Annotated in this window: 18 protein-coding genes; 8 read left to right on the plus strand and 10 right to left on the minus strand. The window is 42.9% G+C overall.

What is annotated here, in order from left to right:
- Positions 1-95 precede the first annotated feature (95 nt).
- The 8 genes from ABLT31_RS24340 to ABLT31_RS24375 all read right to left on the minus strand — a co-directional run bounded on the left by ABLT31_RS24340 (position 96) and on the right by ABLT31_RS24375 (position 6,490).
- The gene (locus ABLT31_RS24340; protein ID WP_367756633.1) at positions 96-401 is read right to left on the minus strand and encodes a hypothetical protein; all 306 of its coding nucleotides are present in this window, start codon (positions 399-401) and stop codon (positions 96-98) included.
- A gap of 361 nt (positions 402-762) precedes the next feature.
- Positions 763-963: a hypothetical protein gene (locus tag ABLT31_RS24345; RefSeq protein ID WP_367756635.1), complete on the minus strand. Its 201-nt coding sequence runs from the start codon at positions 961-963 to the stop codon at positions 763-765.
- Positions 964-1,313: 350 nt separating this feature from the next.
- On the minus strand, positions 1,314-1,475 hold the full coding sequence (locus ABLT31_RS24350; protein ID WP_367756637.1) for a hypothetical protein: 162 nt from the start codon (positions 1,473-1,475) through the stop codon (positions 1,314-1,316).
- A gap of 89 nt (positions 1,476-1,564) precedes the next feature.
- Complete coding sequence (gene corA / locus ABLT31_RS24355) at positions 1,565-2,608, minus strand: magnesium/cobalt transporter CorA (protein ID WP_367756639.1); 1,044 nt, start codon at positions 2,606-2,608, stop codon at positions 1,565-1,567.
- A gap of 8 nt (positions 2,609-2,616) precedes the next feature.
- Positions 2,617-3,696 (minus strand): DUF3231 family protein, encoded by a 1,080-nt coding sequence (locus ABLT31_RS24360; protein ID WP_367756641.1) that lies wholly within the window; start codon positions 3,694-3,696, stop codon positions 2,617-2,619.
- 59 nt (positions 3,697-3,755) lie between these two features.
- Entirely contained in the window at positions 3,756-4,889 is a 1,134-nt protein-coding gene (locus ABLT31_RS24365; protein ID WP_367756643.1) for an NAD(P)/FAD-dependent oxidoreductase, read from the minus strand.
- A 323-nt stretch (positions 4,890-5,212) separates the two neighbouring features.
- Positions 5,213-6,070 (minus strand): ABC transporter substrate-binding protein, encoded by an 858-nt coding sequence (locus ABLT31_RS24370; protein ID WP_367756645.1) that lies wholly within the window; start codon positions 6,068-6,070, stop codon positions 5,213-5,215.
- Positions 6,071-6,241: 171 nt separating this feature from the next.
- On the minus strand, positions 6,242-6,490 hold the full coding sequence (locus ABLT31_RS24375) for a DUF1450 domain-containing protein (RefSeq protein WP_367756647.1): 249 nt from the start codon (positions 6,488-6,490) through the stop codon (positions 6,242-6,244).
- A gap of 373 nt (positions 6,491-6,863) precedes the next feature.
- Here ABLT31_RS24375 and ABLT31_RS24380 point away from each other — a divergent pair, with 373 nt between their 5' ends.
- The 4 genes from ABLT31_RS24380 (at position 6,864) to ABLT31_RS24395 (ending at position 10,001) form a co-directional block, all read left to right on the plus strand.
- The gene (locus tag ABLT31_RS24380; RefSeq protein ID WP_367756649.1) at positions 6,864-7,667 is read left to right on the plus strand and encodes an undecaprenyl-diphosphate phosphatase; all 804 of its coding nucleotides are present in this window, start codon (positions 6,864-6,866) and stop codon (positions 7,665-7,667) included.
- 85 nt (positions 7,668-7,752) lie between these two features.
- Positions 7,753-8,136, plus strand: coding sequence for a thermonuclease family protein (locus ABLT31_RS24385; protein ID WP_367756651.1), 384 nt, complete (start codon positions 7,753-7,755; stop codon positions 8,134-8,136).
- Between the two features lie 143 nt (positions 8,137-8,279).
- On the plus strand, positions 8,280-8,549 hold the full coding sequence (locus ABLT31_RS24390; RefSeq protein WP_367756653.1) for a hypothetical protein: 270 nt from the start codon (positions 8,280-8,282) through the stop codon (positions 8,547-8,549).
- 12 nt (positions 8,550-8,561) lie between these two features.
- Positions 8,562-10,001 (plus strand): FMN-binding glutamate synthase family protein, encoded by a 1,440-nt coding sequence (locus ABLT31_RS24395; RefSeq protein WP_367756655.1) that lies wholly within the window; start codon positions 8,562-8,564, stop codon positions 9,999-10,001.
- Positions 10,002-10,048: 47 nt separating this feature from the next.
- Here ABLT31_RS24395 and ABLT31_RS24400 read toward each other — a convergent pair whose 3' ends face one another.
- Both ABLT31_RS24400 and ABLT31_RS24405 read right to left on the minus strand, forming a co-directional pair.
- Positions 10,049-10,180 carry a hypothetical protein gene (locus ABLT31_RS24400; RefSeq protein ID WP_367756657.1) on the minus strand — a complete coding sequence of 44 codons (132 nt, stop codon included), beginning with the start codon at positions 10,178-10,180 and terminating at the stop codon, positions 10,049-10,051.
- 628 nt (positions 10,181-10,808) lie between these two features.
- The gene (locus ABLT31_RS24405) at positions 10,809-11,378 is read right to left on the minus strand and encodes a shikimate kinase (RefSeq protein WP_367756659.1); all 570 of its coding nucleotides are present in this window, start codon (positions 11,376-11,378) and stop codon (positions 10,809-10,811) included.
- A 285-nt stretch (positions 11,379-11,663) separates the two neighbouring features.
- Here ABLT31_RS24405 and ABLT31_RS24410 point away from each other — a divergent pair, with 285 nt between their 5' ends.
- The 4 genes from ABLT31_RS24410 to ABLT31_RS24425 all read left to right on the plus strand — a co-directional run bounded on the left by ABLT31_RS24410 (position 11,664) and on the right by ABLT31_RS24425 (position 16,052).
- Positions 11,664-12,815 carry an MFS transporter gene (locus ABLT31_RS24410; protein ID WP_367756677.1) on the plus strand — a complete coding sequence of 384 codons (1,152 nt, stop codon included), beginning with the start codon at positions 11,664-11,666 and terminating at the stop codon, positions 12,813-12,815.
- Between the two features lie 186 nt (positions 12,816-13,001).
- On the plus strand, positions 13,002-13,967 hold the full coding sequence (locus ABLT31_RS24415) for a hydroxymethylglutaryl-CoA lyase (protein WP_367756661.1): 966 nt from the start codon (positions 13,002-13,004) through the stop codon (positions 13,965-13,967).
- 123 nt (positions 13,968-14,090) lie between these two features.
- The gene (locus ABLT31_RS24420) at positions 14,091-14,963 is read left to right on the plus strand and encodes a LysR family transcriptional regulator (protein ID WP_367756663.1); all 873 of its coding nucleotides are present in this window, start codon (positions 14,091-14,093) and stop codon (positions 14,961-14,963) included.
- Between the two features lie 105 nt (positions 14,964-15,068).
- Entirely contained in the window at positions 15,069-16,052 is a 984-nt protein-coding gene (locus tag ABLT31_RS24425; RefSeq protein WP_367756665.1) for a zinc-dependent alcohol dehydrogenase, read from the plus strand.
- Positions 16,053-16,134: the final 82 nt, after the last annotated feature.

A 16,134-nucleotide genomic window follows, 5' to 3' on the forward strand; every position in this document is an offset into this window, starting at 1 on the left:
ACCATTTTTTCAACAAACGGGATTTGTCATCTAACGAGTCGCCAAACGAAATTACAAAAATGCCGACTAAAGAGTCGACATTTTGTACAATCTGTTTATTGAAAGTTATTTTGTTGAGCTTGTGCTGTAGCTTGAGCTTGTTGGGCAGCTTGTTGAGCCTGTTGAGTTGCCTGTTGGGCTTGCTGAATCGCTTGTTGGAGTTGCTGTTGCTGTTGAGCGTTAGCTTGCGCACCAAATTGAGTTTGAGCTTGTTGAAGTTGCTGTTGAGCTTGCTGTAATTGTTGCTGTGCTTGTTGGATTTGCTGTGGGTTTGCACTCGCTTGTGCCGCAGATAAAGATTGTTGAGCCTGCTGTGCAGATTGGATAGCCTGTTGAATTTGTTGTTGTTGTGCTTGTGCCATTAAGAACACACCCTTCTTAAGAAAGTTTTTGTCGAGTGAAAAACTCAACAGTAGTTATGATGTGACGAATCCACTTGGATATTACACTAATTTGACGAATATTTTTTGGAATTAAAGCTATCGGGATTGTCTTAATTAAAGAGTACATTTAGGGTGTGCTCTATTATTTTCTAACCAAAACTAACCTCGGTAATTAAACTTGCAGGATTAAAAACGGATCACCCTATCGCTGGCTCGGTCCATAATTGGGCAATACCGCCACCTAGTTATTTGTACAATGTGGATTTAGGGGAATAAATTAAGAGCTCACTTCCGTATGGAATACCATGCTGGAGGTGGGCTTTTTTGTTATGGGAAGTAGTTATATTTCAAATGTCAGATCGTTCCACCCACGAACGAGTTTCACTCTTCTGTCATGTTTAAGGACTTCAATTAGGTCTAATTCAGACGAAACGCCGATCACATTGGAGAAGGCGTCCGCTTGGTAAAAGATCTGACCATATTCTTTAAGGAACTCAGGTTGGGAGAAAGGGGATAATTGAACTAAATATTCTTTGAGCATAACCTCATCCTTTCAAGATAGTTAGTAAATCTATAATACCAGAAATTACTAGGCTTGGGTTGTTCAAGATTATACACCAAAGTCAGGACATGAATAAAATTTTTAACTTTAGTACAATACCACTTTTCTTTTGGGTCAAACATGTGTATAATATATCTTAACGTAGGGACATCATTTGTCATGTGGGTACATTTTATGTCCCTGTACTTCTATGAAAGTTGACTTTCTTTGTTACTAATAATTCTCCATTAACACAACTCCTTCATTGCCCTTTGCTATACAGCAGAGGGTATTTTTTTGGGCAAAAATATCCGTCCAATCAAATTGGAACGGTTTTTCTCACGTTTGCCCTACATCCACCAATGATGATGAAAGGATTTATCCTCTTCTTTTTCATTTTTATTTTCATTTTGATGGGAATCGCTTTTCTTAGATTCGTAAGTAAATAGCCAGACAGCAAAAGCAAACAAAAAGATAAAAAATACGGATACCCATAGGTCAGACGAAAGCATTTTACTTTCACCTCCACATTTCTCTTATCAAATAATATGCGGTAAGTTGGATATCCGTGTTAATAAGAATTGAAATCAGACCTAGGTAATTAACCTAGGTCTGTTCCTGTGGATTTTCCATTCCATTTTTCCCCATCTGCTTTGGGGGAATTGCCCCACCATCCCTTTTTCCTGAAATACAGGGCGATGCTGATCCCTAGTCCGAACATGAGGATGAGGGAGTAGAAATATCCATATTTCCATTTCAGCTCCGGTATGAGCTCGAAATTCATTCCGTACATTCCAGCAATAAAAGTCATGGGAATGAAGACGACACTCACAAGAGTCAATGTTTTCATAATGGCATTCATATGGTCGGATTTGAGGGACATCTGTAAGTCGAAAACCCCAGTAAGGTTTTCTCTAAAGGTGTCAAAAGCATTCACTACTCTTGAGAAATTTTCTTGCAGATCCTGCATATAGAAACCGGAATCTTCATTAATATATGGAAAATCTGATCTGCCGATGGTCTTGATTGCATTCTCTTGCGCTTCCACGACATGCCTGAGGTCATGCAATTTGGCTCTCCATCGGTAGACTTTATGCCCAATTTCATTGGCAAAAGGGGTTTTGAATACTTGTTTTTCAAGGCCCTGTATTTCGTCGGCAATTTTATCCACTACCTTGAGGTAAAACATCTCAATCTTGTCTAAGATGTGATACAGAATATGACCGGTGCTAGACATATGATCGGGATGATCACGAAAATCTTCCTGCAGGTCAGAAAATAGAGCCAAATCATTTTCCTCTTCATGAGTAATCACATAGTTTTCTCCGACTAAAATGCCTATCCGTACAACTGAATAATCCTCTTTGATCGCCACGACTGATATCACGGCATGGTTTTGGTATATATCAACTCGAGGGATATCGCTGAAGGAAGTCATAGCTTGTTCCGCTAAAGGATGTACCTTTAACTCTTTCAGATACTTTTTTAGATCCTCTTTTTGGGAAGGGTCGATATGAACCCACATGATTTCGCCGCTTTGGGCGGGAACAGAAAACTCATCCGTCTGGACGTTCGTCTGGTTGGCCGTATTAAATAAAAATACAGGACTGGGGGGCTGATCAGTTTGTTCAAATTGTGTATTCATAAGCTTTACTAATGCTCCCTTTTCGCCAAAGATTTTCTGTCCACCGCTTCCGGCGGTCTCTCCAGCCAACCATTTTTAACCATGAGAGACAGCCAATCGTTGGAACTTTTCATGACGTTAGCCAAGGTTTTACTGTACGCTGCAAGAATATCAGCCCTCATGGATGTTCCAATGCCTGCTCCATAATAGGCAATAGCAGAACTCATTTTAAAGCCTATATGAAACATCATGAGCTTGTCGGAAAAGGGACTGACGGTAGATTTTGTAATATGATCTTCCCAAGTAGGCGGTGAGGGAAGATCATCTTGAGTTAAAAAGTGACGCAAGCTTTCTAAATTCTCTTCTGCTATTCCTGTAGTTTTTAAGAAGAATTGGCGTATTTCAGCCGATTCGGCCACTTGACTAAAAGACAAAGCGGTAGTCTTGGAAAGGATGGTTTTTTTCATGTTGAAGAAAAGATTATTGATCTCGACAACGCTAAGCGGTTTAGGATCTCCAAACAGATCAGAAAGCAACCCCTTTTTTTGAAGAAACTCCACCTGATCAGGCGACGGAATAACGGGGGATTCATAGAACTGTCCTCTAGATTTGCTCAGATTGATAATTTTATTATATAGCTCTGCTGCAGCTGATTCACATTGGATAAAATAGTTCCGGATATCCTCCCGTTCAGAAGAACCAATCGCTAAGCTGTAGGCGGTAAACCCATGAACAGTCATAATTTCGATAAAATACAAAATGAAAGCATCCGAATATAGGCGAGGTGCTTGGAGATTAACATCCTTCTCAACGCTAAAGCCCACCGGAATCGGGTAGCCAGCCTGAGTGAAAAATTCTTTGGTTTTTGCTATATGGTTTTGGGATAATTGCACGGATTGCTCTAGAACAGATCGTATTTCCTTATCCTCAACGATTTTCAGGAGATAAGTATAGATACAGATTGCTTCAGTATCGCCCATATATTGAGACCATAAATTAGCTGCTTCCGCAGCAGTAAGGGTCTTCTTCCTCGACCCGCTTTTCTTTTCTCCAATAAACTCGCTTAAGATATCATCGATGTCCGCATCGGTAATGTTAAAGTTCCCCATATAGCGTCCTCCAGAAATCATTTGATAAACCTATTTTCTGTATGGACTGGGAAATTCATTCATTGGCTGCTTATATCCTCTAGGGCCCCTTTCAGATCATACGGTTGCAAATCCACATCTACGTCTAATCCAAGAGCCAGCTTGGCTAGTTGATTTCCTAGATAAGGACCTACGGTCAAGCCTGAAGCGCCTAATCCGTTTGCGATGAATATTCCTTCCCATCGGGGGAGAGCTCCGAAGACCGGCAAGAATCCTGGAGTGAAGGGACGGAAACCCACCCTTGCTTCCAGAAAGGTTCCATTGGCTAGGCCAGGAGCGACCTCTAATGCTTTATTCAAAACCTCTTGCAATCCGCTAGCCGTAACCCGGGTGTCATAGCCATTTGGATTATTTTCATGCGTGGCTCCAATGACGATTCGCTGACCATCAAAGGATAGCAAATACTGATCGGTCGGTGGCATGATAACAGGCCATTTATCGGTGCTGGATTCCGGCAGTTCCAGATGAATGATTTGGGCTTTTTGAAAGCTCACTTTAAAGTGGACGCCTAATGGCTGTAATAATGGATTGGCCCAAGCCCCAGCGCAAATGATCACGCTGTCCGATTCTATCGTTTCCTTCTCAGTATGCACCCCTATGACACGATTTCCTTCGTAATGAAGGGTGGCATCTCTATGCAGGAGACTAGCCCCATTTTTTTGGGCAGCCCGCAAGAGAGAATCACGAAGGGCACGCCCATCAACCCGTGCTGCACCGCTTATATGTATGGAAGCGAACCCCTCAGCAAGAGGAGGAAATAAACCGTTCGTTTCTTCTGGAGAAAGAGGGGTAATCTCACCAATTTCCGGTGCGGTATCTTTTCGTTGGATTGCCCGGTCTTCGATTTTGGTTAATTTTTCGCTGTCCGTATGAATACTGAGTGCTCCAACCCGAGCATAACCGGTATCGGTTTCCCCGTCTTTTTCAAGTTCCTCGATAAGACTTGGATAAAAGCGCGCTCCCGCTTTCGCCAGCTGGTACCAAGCCTGGTTTCTGCGTTGCGATAGCCATGGGCAGATAATCCCGGCGGCGGCATCTGTCGCTTGTCCTTTATCTTTTCGGTCGACGATGACCACTTCAGCGCCTCTTTTGGCCAACTGATAGGCAGTGGAGGCTCCGAGAATCCCTGCTCCAACGATAATGAACTTCTTCATAGATTTTATGGTCCTTTTCTATAGAATTTTTTCTTCATTAATATACCGAAATTAGCAAAGAAAAACATATGTAGCTTTAATTCACCTGATTATATGGTAGAGGGTGAGCCAAAGGGTAGGTAAATTGTGGAGATGACTGTAAGTGGAGAAACGTCACTTAAAAACAAAATCAAACAAGATAAAGTGTAATTAATGGGAGGAATTTTCACCTATTTCAATTACAACTTCATCTAATCTTCCTGCCAATCTGTTAAGAGGCTGATCCCCAGAAAAGTCGTTTTCATCGGCCTTTGGGGATCAGCCTCTTCTATTGGTTATGGGGACTATGGTCTTTTTTGTACGCTTGGTACAAAAAGTCCTTTTCCATATTTATCTTTGCCGAATTCACCGATCAATTTTTGAGTTTCCTCACTTACAATATAATTAATCAACTTTTCCGCTAATTCGGGTTTGCTTGTTGATTTAACCTGAATGATGCCATATGGGTTAAATAATGCTTGATCGCCTTCGAAAAGAACCTTCAAATTGGACGGTTGAGCCAGGTAGGTTGCTTCGTCAATCAGAGTGTAGGCACCTTTTTCATCCGCCATTTGCAAGGTGGCTCCCATGCCTTGCCCCGTAGAAAGATACCAGTCACCTTCCGGTTTTAATTCAGCTTTTTTCCATACGGATAGTTCCTTCTTATGTGTTCCCGAATCGTCTCCTCGGGAGATGAAAGTGGACCCCGTTTCCGCTATTTTTTTGAATGCTTCCGTAACCGATGCCATTCCTTTAATTCCAGCAGGATCATTTTCTGGTCCAATCACTAGAAATTGATTATACATGACATCGTAAGCATTGATTCCATAGCCATCAGCAACAAATTGGACTTCCGCTTCGCGGGCATGAACAAAGATGACATCGGCATTTCCATCTTTGCCAAGCTGAATAGCTTGTCCAGTTCCTACGGCCACCACTTTCACTTTAATTCCCGTTGACTGTTCAAATGGCGGCAAAATGGCATCCAATAATCCTGAGTCCTGTGTACTGGTGGTTGTACTCAGCACAATTTCTTGGGGAGTATCTGCTGATTTGGTTTCTTCAGGCTGGATTGGCTGGGTTGGTTGACTGCTTTCAGTTGTACCGCAAGCACTCATAATTAGGAGCAACAACCAAATGACAAGAAATTTCGCTAGCCTCATATTTTTCCTCCGTTTAATATTATGTCTGGTGAAAATTATAGCAAATATTGAAGGAAATAAATACTAGGAATTATAGTTTTTGTTGGTTTTTGTTAGTTTTAGTGTAGTTTAGTTAGAGTGCGTTTTTATAAAAGAAGCCGGTCCTGTTAGGGCAGGCCAGCTTCACTCATGTTATACGTATACATTTTTGGTGTTGGCTTTCAGCCATTGGTCAATCTGCTGAATGAGAGAGTCAACATCGTCATCCATGAACATTTCTTTTCCTATAAAGACATAGGGTTTCGTTAAGCAGTCCCCGCAGTAGTTTAAACAGCCTTGTTCACTCAACTGTACGCTTCCGTTTTCTTCCCATTTTTTAAGTCCCTCTGATAGTTTGCCAGCTATATCATTGCCGCTGCAATATTTAATAAGGATATCCATGAAGATTCCTCCCTTGGTGAGATTGATCTAATACTGGAATTATATTTATTTTCAAAATAGCTTGCAAACAGGTGCGGTTCAGGAGATATGCGTTAACGTGAAAGAGCGAATCTGGGGGATATTATTATAGATTGTTCCATAATAATGAGGTACTTTGTAGAGAAATGAACGCAGCAGAGTTAGAGAAAGGAAATTTTTTAAGGTAAAGGCTAAGGTCAATTAGTCCTGTTTCATGGTAAAATGATAGAATTGAGTCGAAGCAAAAAGACCTCATGCAAGAGGTCTTTTCTCATGGGAGGTGTATTGTAGATACGTGACATCATAGAATCCTTAGTCACACGAGTTTACAATTTAGGAAGGCGGATATGTATTCATGAACGATATCATTAGCGCATTAATACTGGGTATTCTTGAAGGATTAACAGAATTTCTTCCCGTTTCATCAACCGGTCACCTCATCTTAGCTGGCCATTTACTAGGCTTTGAAGGGGATACAGCGACGACATTTAAGATTGTCATTCAACTAGGCGCCGTCATGGCCGTGTTTGTGCTTTATTGGAAAAGGTATATGGACATTGCAAAAGGTCTTCTTACGTTCAATTTTTCGGCCAAAAATAAATTAAATGCGATCCACATGGTCCTTGCCATGATTCCCGCTTTAATTGTTTACCTGATATTTAAGGATGTTATCAAAAACACTTTGTTCGGACCGGCTCCCGTCCTGATCGGTTTAATCATCGGGGGCATCTTGATGATCATAGCTGCACGGGCCAAACGAACAGTAACAGCCGAAAATACGGATGACATTACCTATAAGCAAGCCCTAGGCATCGGCTTATTCCAATGCTTGGCGCTGTGGCCGGGGTTTTCGAGATCTGGATCGACGATATCCGGCGGGCTGCTGCTGGGGACTAGCCAGAAAGCGGCGGCGGATTTTACCTTTATCATCTCTGTTCCGGTTATGTTCGGTGCAACCATATTGGACATGTATGATAGCCGTGAGCTCTTGACCGCGGATGCGCTGTTTCTTTTCTTGGTTGGTTTTCTTGCGGCTTTTGTCGTGGCCATGCTGGCGGTGGTCACGTTTCTGAACCTGATCAAGCGCCTCAAGCTAGAGTGGTTTGCGCTGTATCGCTTCGTCCTTGCCGCCGTATTTTATTTCTTTGTGATGATGTAGGGGAGAGTGACCTGGCGATGGAGGATGCTTCTACGCCTCAAAGCTATTCTTTTTCCCCCGCAATGGGCAAAAGGACAAGCTTCGTTTGATTGGAGTACGGACCGTAGACCACACGCAAGGGGTGGATCATGCCAATGGCATTCACAGCGAATATCTGTCTTGGTCTGATACCATGCGCTATGTCTCGAAGTACAATCCGGAAACGAATCAAAATGAGTTTCTAAACGTCCGGGTGTCGTTTGATCAGGTAGAGCGGGATGCACAAGGTCATTTGCTTGGCTATGTCTTTCTCGAGAGCGGAGAAATGTTAAATGCCTTATTGATCCAGGATGGGTCAGCCAGAACGAAGGTTGACAGTGAAAACAAAACCTGGCTGCATGCCTTTTACTATATTGAAGGAGTTGCTTTTGACAATGGACGCGGGGGATGGGGCAAGAAAGACCCATTCCCTGAGTATAAGGAAATGTAATAAGTCAGCGGTTGCCTTTCGGCAACCGTTTTTAAGTAGAACCCGCTGCCATGAATTGGTCAGTGGGTTTATTACATAATATTGGATTTTCACCCCAAACTAAGCATAAGGAAATGCATTTTTATATTGGGGGGACAACAGCCATGGAACAGGGAACATTGGATATGAAAAATACGATTTCTTATATCAGCTCTGAGCTAAACCGGATCCAGACTATTGCAGGAACTTTATCTACGATTGAGACCCAGCATTACAAAGATTTAACCCGGATGGGTGACGATCGCCTAAACCAATTAGCCATTGAAGAACAAAGCGCAGCACGCCAATTGGGAGAGGTCAAGCAGATCTGTATTGCCCTTGCTCAAAAGCTAGAAGAGCTAAACACCAATTCCGGCCAGAGCCAGACACACTAGGTGAATGAGAGTATGTTTAGATTCCTAGGAAATATCGCGCGAAGTATTGTGAATGAAACGGTAGACAAGGCCATTAAACGCATGGCGAAAGATCAGTATACGGAAAATTTGTTTGAAATGATGCCGATTGCCAAAAAGATCAGCCCCATTTATATGATGGAAAACATCATGCGGGCCAGCCAAGGACTGCCGCCTGGAAGGCCGATGGGGAGCCATATAAGATTTTCGCCATGGGAACAGATCCTGTTCAGCCCGGTTCATCTGTTTCGTTTTCCTACACCAGAGAATGTAGGGATCTCAACCGCAGTTACCATTGGAAGAAGAGCGAGAAAGCCGCTCACCATTTCCATTCCGATTATGATTGCTGGGATGTCTTACGGGGGAGCGCTCAGCAAAAGCGCAAAAATTGCATTAGCCAAAGGCGCTTCGCGAATCGGCACCGCTACCAATACGGGAGAAGCGGGGCTAATGGAAGAGGAAAGGGAAGCGGCAAGCCTATTGATCGGTCAATACAATCGTGGCGGTTGGTTGAATACCCCGGAAAAGTACAAACGGCTCGATGCCATTGAAATCCAATTGGGCCAAGGGGCGCAAGGCTCTACGCCTCAAAGGTCGGCCGCTAAAAATATCGGGAAAGAGTACCGGGAGGTTTTTGGTATTCCTGAAGGAGAAGATGCCATCATTCATTCCCGATTGCCTGGGGTAGATACGAAGGAGCAGTTTATTTCTTTGGTACGGCAATTGAAAGAGGAGACGGGTGTACCGGTAGGCTTGAAGTTTGCCGCGACCCACCATCTTGAAAAAGAGCTGCAAATTGCTTTAGAAGCCGACGTTGATTTTGTGACCGTGGATGGTGCGGAGGGAGGCACCCATGCGGCAGCGCCTATTTTGGAGGATGATTTAGGGCTTCCCACCCTCTATGCCATTACTCGCGCGGCGAAGTTTTTAGCGAAAAAAGGGGCCACTAGGGATGTCAGCCTCATCGCGACGGGAGGGCTGGTCACTCCAGGAAGTTATTTGAAAGCGATGGCACTGGGAGCGGATGCAGTCTATATTGGTACCATTGCCATGATTTCTATGGTCGGAGACCAGATGACTCAATCCCTGCCATTCGAGCCGCCCACCGATTTAGTGGTGTACAATGCCAAAATGACGGACAAATTAGATGTGGAGAAAAGTGCCACAAACTTGTTCAACTTTTTAAACGCATCCGTTCGCGAGATGGAGCTCATCTGTTATACGACCGGAAAAACGAGTCTTTCCGACCTTTCGAAATCCGATTTATGCACAATGGATCCCTTTTTGTCACGAGCCATTGGAGTGGATCTGGGATTTGTGTCTCATGAAGAGCAGGAGGAGTATTTTGCCGATTTCTCCAATCTTCCGATGAGCAATGTTGCGGGAGTTGGACAGGTGCCGAAAAATGAACATCAAGAACAGCCCTTACATTGAGGATATAGAAACAGGTGTATTCAGACTAAAGCTGGGTACACCTGTTTTCATGGCACGATCAATTGAGGAACAAGTGTCAAGAAGTACAAGACCATGGCAAGAAAGCCTGCAATAAACAGGATATTCCCTAAAATAGCCAAGCCTTTTTTTACAATGAACCTCTTCCTATAATGTTTCAAGTTATACAACCTCCCCATTGACAATAGCCCTGCCTCTCTATCGTCCTTGCAGCTCCGATGACTGCTCCAGTTTGACTTGGTGATCTGGTCGTCAACATGATTGGTAAATTGATTATATGATGGAACGCGTTTGTCCGATGTGAAGTTTTCATTACGGGAGCGATTGCGAAAGCCGCTGGTGAAAAACCTGCCGTACAAGGCTGTACGCGGCATTCCTTGAAGGTTTTGCCCTTCCGAACGTCGAGCTTTTTAACTTCCTTGTTGCGTGGGGTGAAGTGGCTGTCTTGGGGCGTTGACCGCTTTATGATTCCTTGGCTCAAGACTTATCTCAAAACTACTTTTAATTACAAAGAAGATAAAATGAAAGTTTAACGGGAGTTTAATCATGTATCAATCCAGCTAAAAAAGTCCTAATTGTCAGTGATGACAGTAAGGACTTTTTGGTGAGTATAGGTTCACTAGAGATGTTAACGGGAGAAATTCCGGTTATTCTCTTATAATCTACGAAAAAACCTGGTTATCTTGGGCTTAACAGAAAAAAGTCCGCTTATTTTACCCTTTTTCGTTTAAAAAAGAGCAATAAGCGGAAAATCTCCTGTTAACGCGTCTAGCCCGTTACTTTAAATATCTACTGAGGCTGATAGATCTCCCAGGCTAGCTTGATCGATTCCACAATCGTATTGGCGACTTTTTCCGGGTCGTCCTCATTGGTAGAGAACTTGGAATTGTGGAGGGAATAGGCTTCCTGCCGGCTAAGGAATAGGGACTCCATTTCCTCTAGCGACTTGTTTTTCAAAATAGGTCGGCTGTCGATAATGAGGGGAAGGCGATCCTTCCAAGATTCCCAAGATAAATCAAGGAAGAAAACGATGCATTTTTCTAAGCAAACTTTGCGAACCTCCTCCTGTAAGTAAGCTCCTCCGCCCAAGGAGATAATCTTCAGGCGCGTGTTGGTGCAAGTGTTCACAATGAAATCCTTTTCCATTTGACGGAACTGCTTCTCACCGTACTTTTCAAATATCTCAGAGACCTTCATGTTATGAACTCTTTCGATCTCGTGATCCACATCGATAAAGTCTCGGTACAGCTTTTTGGCAATTAATTGTCCAATGGTGGTTTTTCCTACTCCCATAAATCCAATTAAGACAATATTCTTTTCCCTGATCGGGATATCTAGATGCTCAATCACTTTTGTCATCCTCTCGTACGATAATCCGAGTAATATACTATTTATATCTTATAATATTTCACTATTGCGGTAAAGTGTTAAAGAAGAGAAAAATTAATATGCTTGCCTTACCATGGTACCATGTAGTAAGAGGAAAACCAATAGACGGCTTTAACTATTACTATACTTGAGGTATAATAGATCAACTTAAAGAGTTAGATTGTTCTGTTTAAATCGTTTTTTCAAAATAAAGGAGTGTGTATTCTCTTGATAGCAGATAATAGCCCCAATTACCGGATAAAATTGTTCTGTGTTGTGACACTTTTATTCTGGTTTTCGATGTATACTTGTGTGCCTATCCTTACTGCTTATGTGGAGCATTTGGGAGCCTCTCATAAAATGGCTGGCTTAATCGTAGGGATGTATGGGTTAAGTCAGATGCTGCTGCGTATACCTGTGGGGGTCTTATCCGATCGCTTGCATAAGAGAAAGGTTTTCATTATTTTTGGATTTATGTTTTCCGTTTTGGCAGGGGCAGGAATCCTTATTACGCAAGAAGTCACGTGGATCTTAATCTTGCGCGCCCTTGCCGGAGCTGCAGCAGCTACATGGGTGGATTTTACTATTCTATTTGCTAGCTACTATCGCAAAGAAGAAACGACAAAAGCCATAGGGACGATTACGTTCTATAATACCATGGGACAAATGGCAGGGATTTTAAGCGGTGGTTGGTTCGCCGATGCCTATGGCTGGGAAACGGCCTTTTTGTTTGGCGGAGTGGTAGGGTTGGTCGGTTTAGTGGGGGCCTTTTTTGTGGTGGAAAAGTTTGAAGAGAACGCACAGAAAATTACGATGCAAGGCGTTTTGCATGTCGCGAGTGATCGAACCCTTCTCAAAGTGTCGTTTCTTGCTATCCTCTTTCAAATGATCACTTATGCTACTGTATTTGGATTTACCCCGCTGTTTGCCCAGTCGATTGGAGCGACAAAATGGGACATGGGGCTTCTCACGTTCTGCTCTATTTTTCCAACGGCCATAGCAGCCTGGGTCGGCGGAAGGCATTTATCTCAGAAAATCGGAGAAAAGAATGTCATCATTTTAGGATTTATCCTTAGCGGTGTATTTACGATACTCATTCCGCTCTCAGGGAGTATTGGATTCTTAATCTTTACCCAGACGCTGGCAGGGCTGGGAAGAGGCTTTGTATCTCCAATCTTGATGTCATTGAGCATCAAACATATGGAAGCGGGAAAAAGGGGAACGGCCATGGGGTTTTACCAGTCAATTTATGGGCTGGGGATGTTCGGCGGGCCATTATTCATGGGATTCATCGGGGATTGGCTAGACTTAGGGCAAGGCTTTATCATGGTGGGTGTACTGGGATGTCTAACCGCTTTATTGGCTCACTGGATGATCAGATCTTATTCGATCGAAGAGGTACCTCAGAAAGCGGAAAAGGCGATGTAAGAGTCATAGTCCTGAGTTACTATTCTTAAAAAATAGTTGCACAGGGCTTTTAATAACGATTTGAAAGATAATTAATAAAAAATTGACAAAGTTTAAAACAGATGTGTATAATCTCGTTAGATCGATCTAGTATATCTTTTTCTAATAGATTTAAAATAACCCCTAGTAACTTGGGAGGATGAGAATATGCAAAGTGCAAACATCGTATGGCCTGATAAAGTAACGATCTGTGAGGTTGGTTTGCGTGACGGCCTGCAAAATGAGAAAAAAATGCTTAGTGTAGAAGAAAAGCTGGAACTTCTCGATATGGTGGTTGATTCGGGGATCAAAGTGATTGAGATCGGATCTTTTGTCCACCCGAGACTTATTCCTCAAATGGCGGATACAGATAAAGTGGTTGAACGAATGAAAAGAGTGGAAGGTGTGGAATATCGCGCTCTCATCCCTAATCTTAAAGGATTAGAACGTGCCCATGCTGCTGGTTTGACCAAAGCCAAGCTAACGGTATCGGTCAGCGAGTCTCACTGTATCAATAATTTTAATCAAACCCCTTTGGAAATGATGCAAGGTTTTATTCCTTGTGTAGAATATGCAACGAAACACAATATTAATATATCTGGCGCCCTTTCTTCTGCTTGGGGATGTGCGTTTGATGGCAAGATCCCGGTAGAGCAGTTAGAAAAAATTGTACGTGAGTTCTTGAAATTGGGTATTACCGAATTATCCTTGTCTGACGCCGCTGGTATGGGAAATCCGAGACAAATCTATGAAGTAAGCAGTCATATGGTAAAGACCTTCCCGCAAGTGAAATGGGTTCTGCATTTCCATAATACTCGCGGCATGGCTCTGAGCAATATCGTTGCTGGTCTTCAGGCTGGAATCACAACCTTCGATGGTGCCTTCGGCGGATTGGGCGGCTGTAATTTTATTCCTGGAGCAGCAGGTAATGTCCCTACAGAGGATGTTATCCACATGCTTCACGAGATGGGCATCGACACGGGCGTTGATTTGCAAAAGGCAATGGCTACGGCGAGGAGAGCGGCGGAAATGTTTGAGCGTGAGGTTCCGAGCTATGTCTTGAAAGCAGGCCGTTGTAAAGATCTTACTGATCAGAAGGCTAAGAGACAAAACAATAAAGAACTAGCGAAGTAAAGTTCATAACATCATAACAAGCTCTCCAAATTCGGAGGGCTTCTTTCTGTATTTCTTAGGACTAGTGTATTCTTATAGAAAGAACCATGAAAGAAGGGTTAACAAATAGGGGAGGAATTCATCATGGAGTGGCAGCAGCTTGAATATTTTCAAGTATTAGCTAAAGTTCAAAACTTTACCAGAGCGGCAGACGAACTAGCACTTACCCAATCTGCGCTTAGTCGTTCCATTGCCAGACTGGAAGAAGAATTAGGGGTCCCATTATTTGAACGGAAAACGCGTGGGGTGGCGTTAAATCAATATGGAGAAATCTTTTTGCAGTATGCCAATCGAGCCATGCAAGAAATTACAATGGCGAAACAAGAACTGAAGGATATGGTGGATCCCTTTCACGGAATCATTTCGCTTGCGTTCATTCACACGTTAGGATCTAGTTTTATCCCTGATTTAATCAGCGAATTTCGTGGTCAGTATCCAGGCATACAATTTCAATTGACGCAAGATTCAACAAAGAAAATTATGCACCAACTAGAAGCAGGGGAAATTGACCTCGGTTTTTGTTCTCCCAATGAACCAGTAGAAAATGTTACGACCATCCCAGTGGTGGATGAGGAGCTATTTCTGATTGTTCCCAAAAGCCATCGGTTAGCGGATGAAAAAGAAGTGGACCTGAGGGAAGTGGCTGACGAACCATTTGTTCTGTATAAGCATGAGAGTGGGTTGCGCGAGGTCATTGATAACCTTTGTCAAGAAGCGGGGTTTAAGCCAACGGCAACTTTCGAAGGAGTTGGGGATGCGACCATAGCCGGGTTTGTGGCTGCCAATTTTGGAGTAGCGCTTATCCCGTTCATACCGGGCCTTGATATGAGAAAGATATCCCTGCTTAGCGTTTCTAGGCCGCGGTGCAGAAGGATTATTCAAATGGCATGGCGAACCGATCGTTATATGTCACCTGCGGTCACGCATTTTAAGGGATTTATATTGAAAAGTGAATAGATTCATTACAAAAACTCATGGATACCATGAGTTTTATTCATTTTATAACTACCAGAAATCAAGCTATACTGTGAACAAGAGATGAACAGTATGGTGGTGATTGAAATGTTGGAATTGTTTTTGAAAAGTCCCAATGAGATGGAAATGCGACAAACTGAATCATTGCCCGTACCAAAAGGGGAAGAAGTCAAAATAAAGCTGACCTATGGCGGAATCTGCGGCTCCGATCTCAGAGTCTTCAAAGGGAGCATCAATTATGCATCTTATCCTATTCGACCGGGCCATGAATTGCTGGGAACGGTAATCGAAGCCGGAGAAAATGCTCAATATCGAATCGGCACAAGGGTGGTTGTACAGCCAAACTCGTTTTGCGGGGAATGTATAAAATGTGCAAAAGGCAAGACAAATCTTTGTCAGCATAAGAAATCATTAGGGATTAATACCGATGGTGGTTTTTCAGAGGAGTTTATTATTTCATCCAGGTTCGTACTGCCCGTCCCTGAGGAATTGTCTGATGAAAAAGCGATCTTGATTGAACCTTTTGCTGTGGTCGTTCATGCTTTTACAAAGGCTGAGATCACCAAAGAGACTTCGGTCGCAATTATTGGCTGCGGGAATGAGGGAATGTTAGCTGCTTCTCTAGCCAGTTATTTGGGAGCTGAGGTAACAGCCGTTGATATAAATCCTTTGAAATTGGAACTGGTAAAGAGCTTAGGAAACAACATAAAAGCCATACATCCGGAAGATTTGAAGGATCAAATGTTTGATGTGGTCATCGAGGCTGCAGGAACCAAAACATCCATTGAACAAGCTATGCAACATGTAACATCAGGCGGTTCCATGGTCATGATCGGGATCACGCAAGAAGCGAATTTCCCCGTTGCTCATGTGGTTCGAAACGAAATAACGCTTTATGGATCTATTATTTATAGCTTTCCAACTGACTTTCAAAAAGCGGTGGAGTACTTGCAAAATGATAACTTTAATATAGAACCTATAGTTTCCAAAATTATGCCGGTTTCCGAGTTTCAGCAAGCTTTTGATAAAGCTCTATCCGGCGACTATGGGAAAATTCTATTGAAATTCTAGGAGGAAGCAACAGAAATGAAAGAACTTATTTCTCATCAACTCGTTAGATATTTAGAAGATCGTGGAGTGGAACATCTCTTTG

The sequence above is a fragment of the Ammoniphilus soli genome, assembly GCF_040813775.1.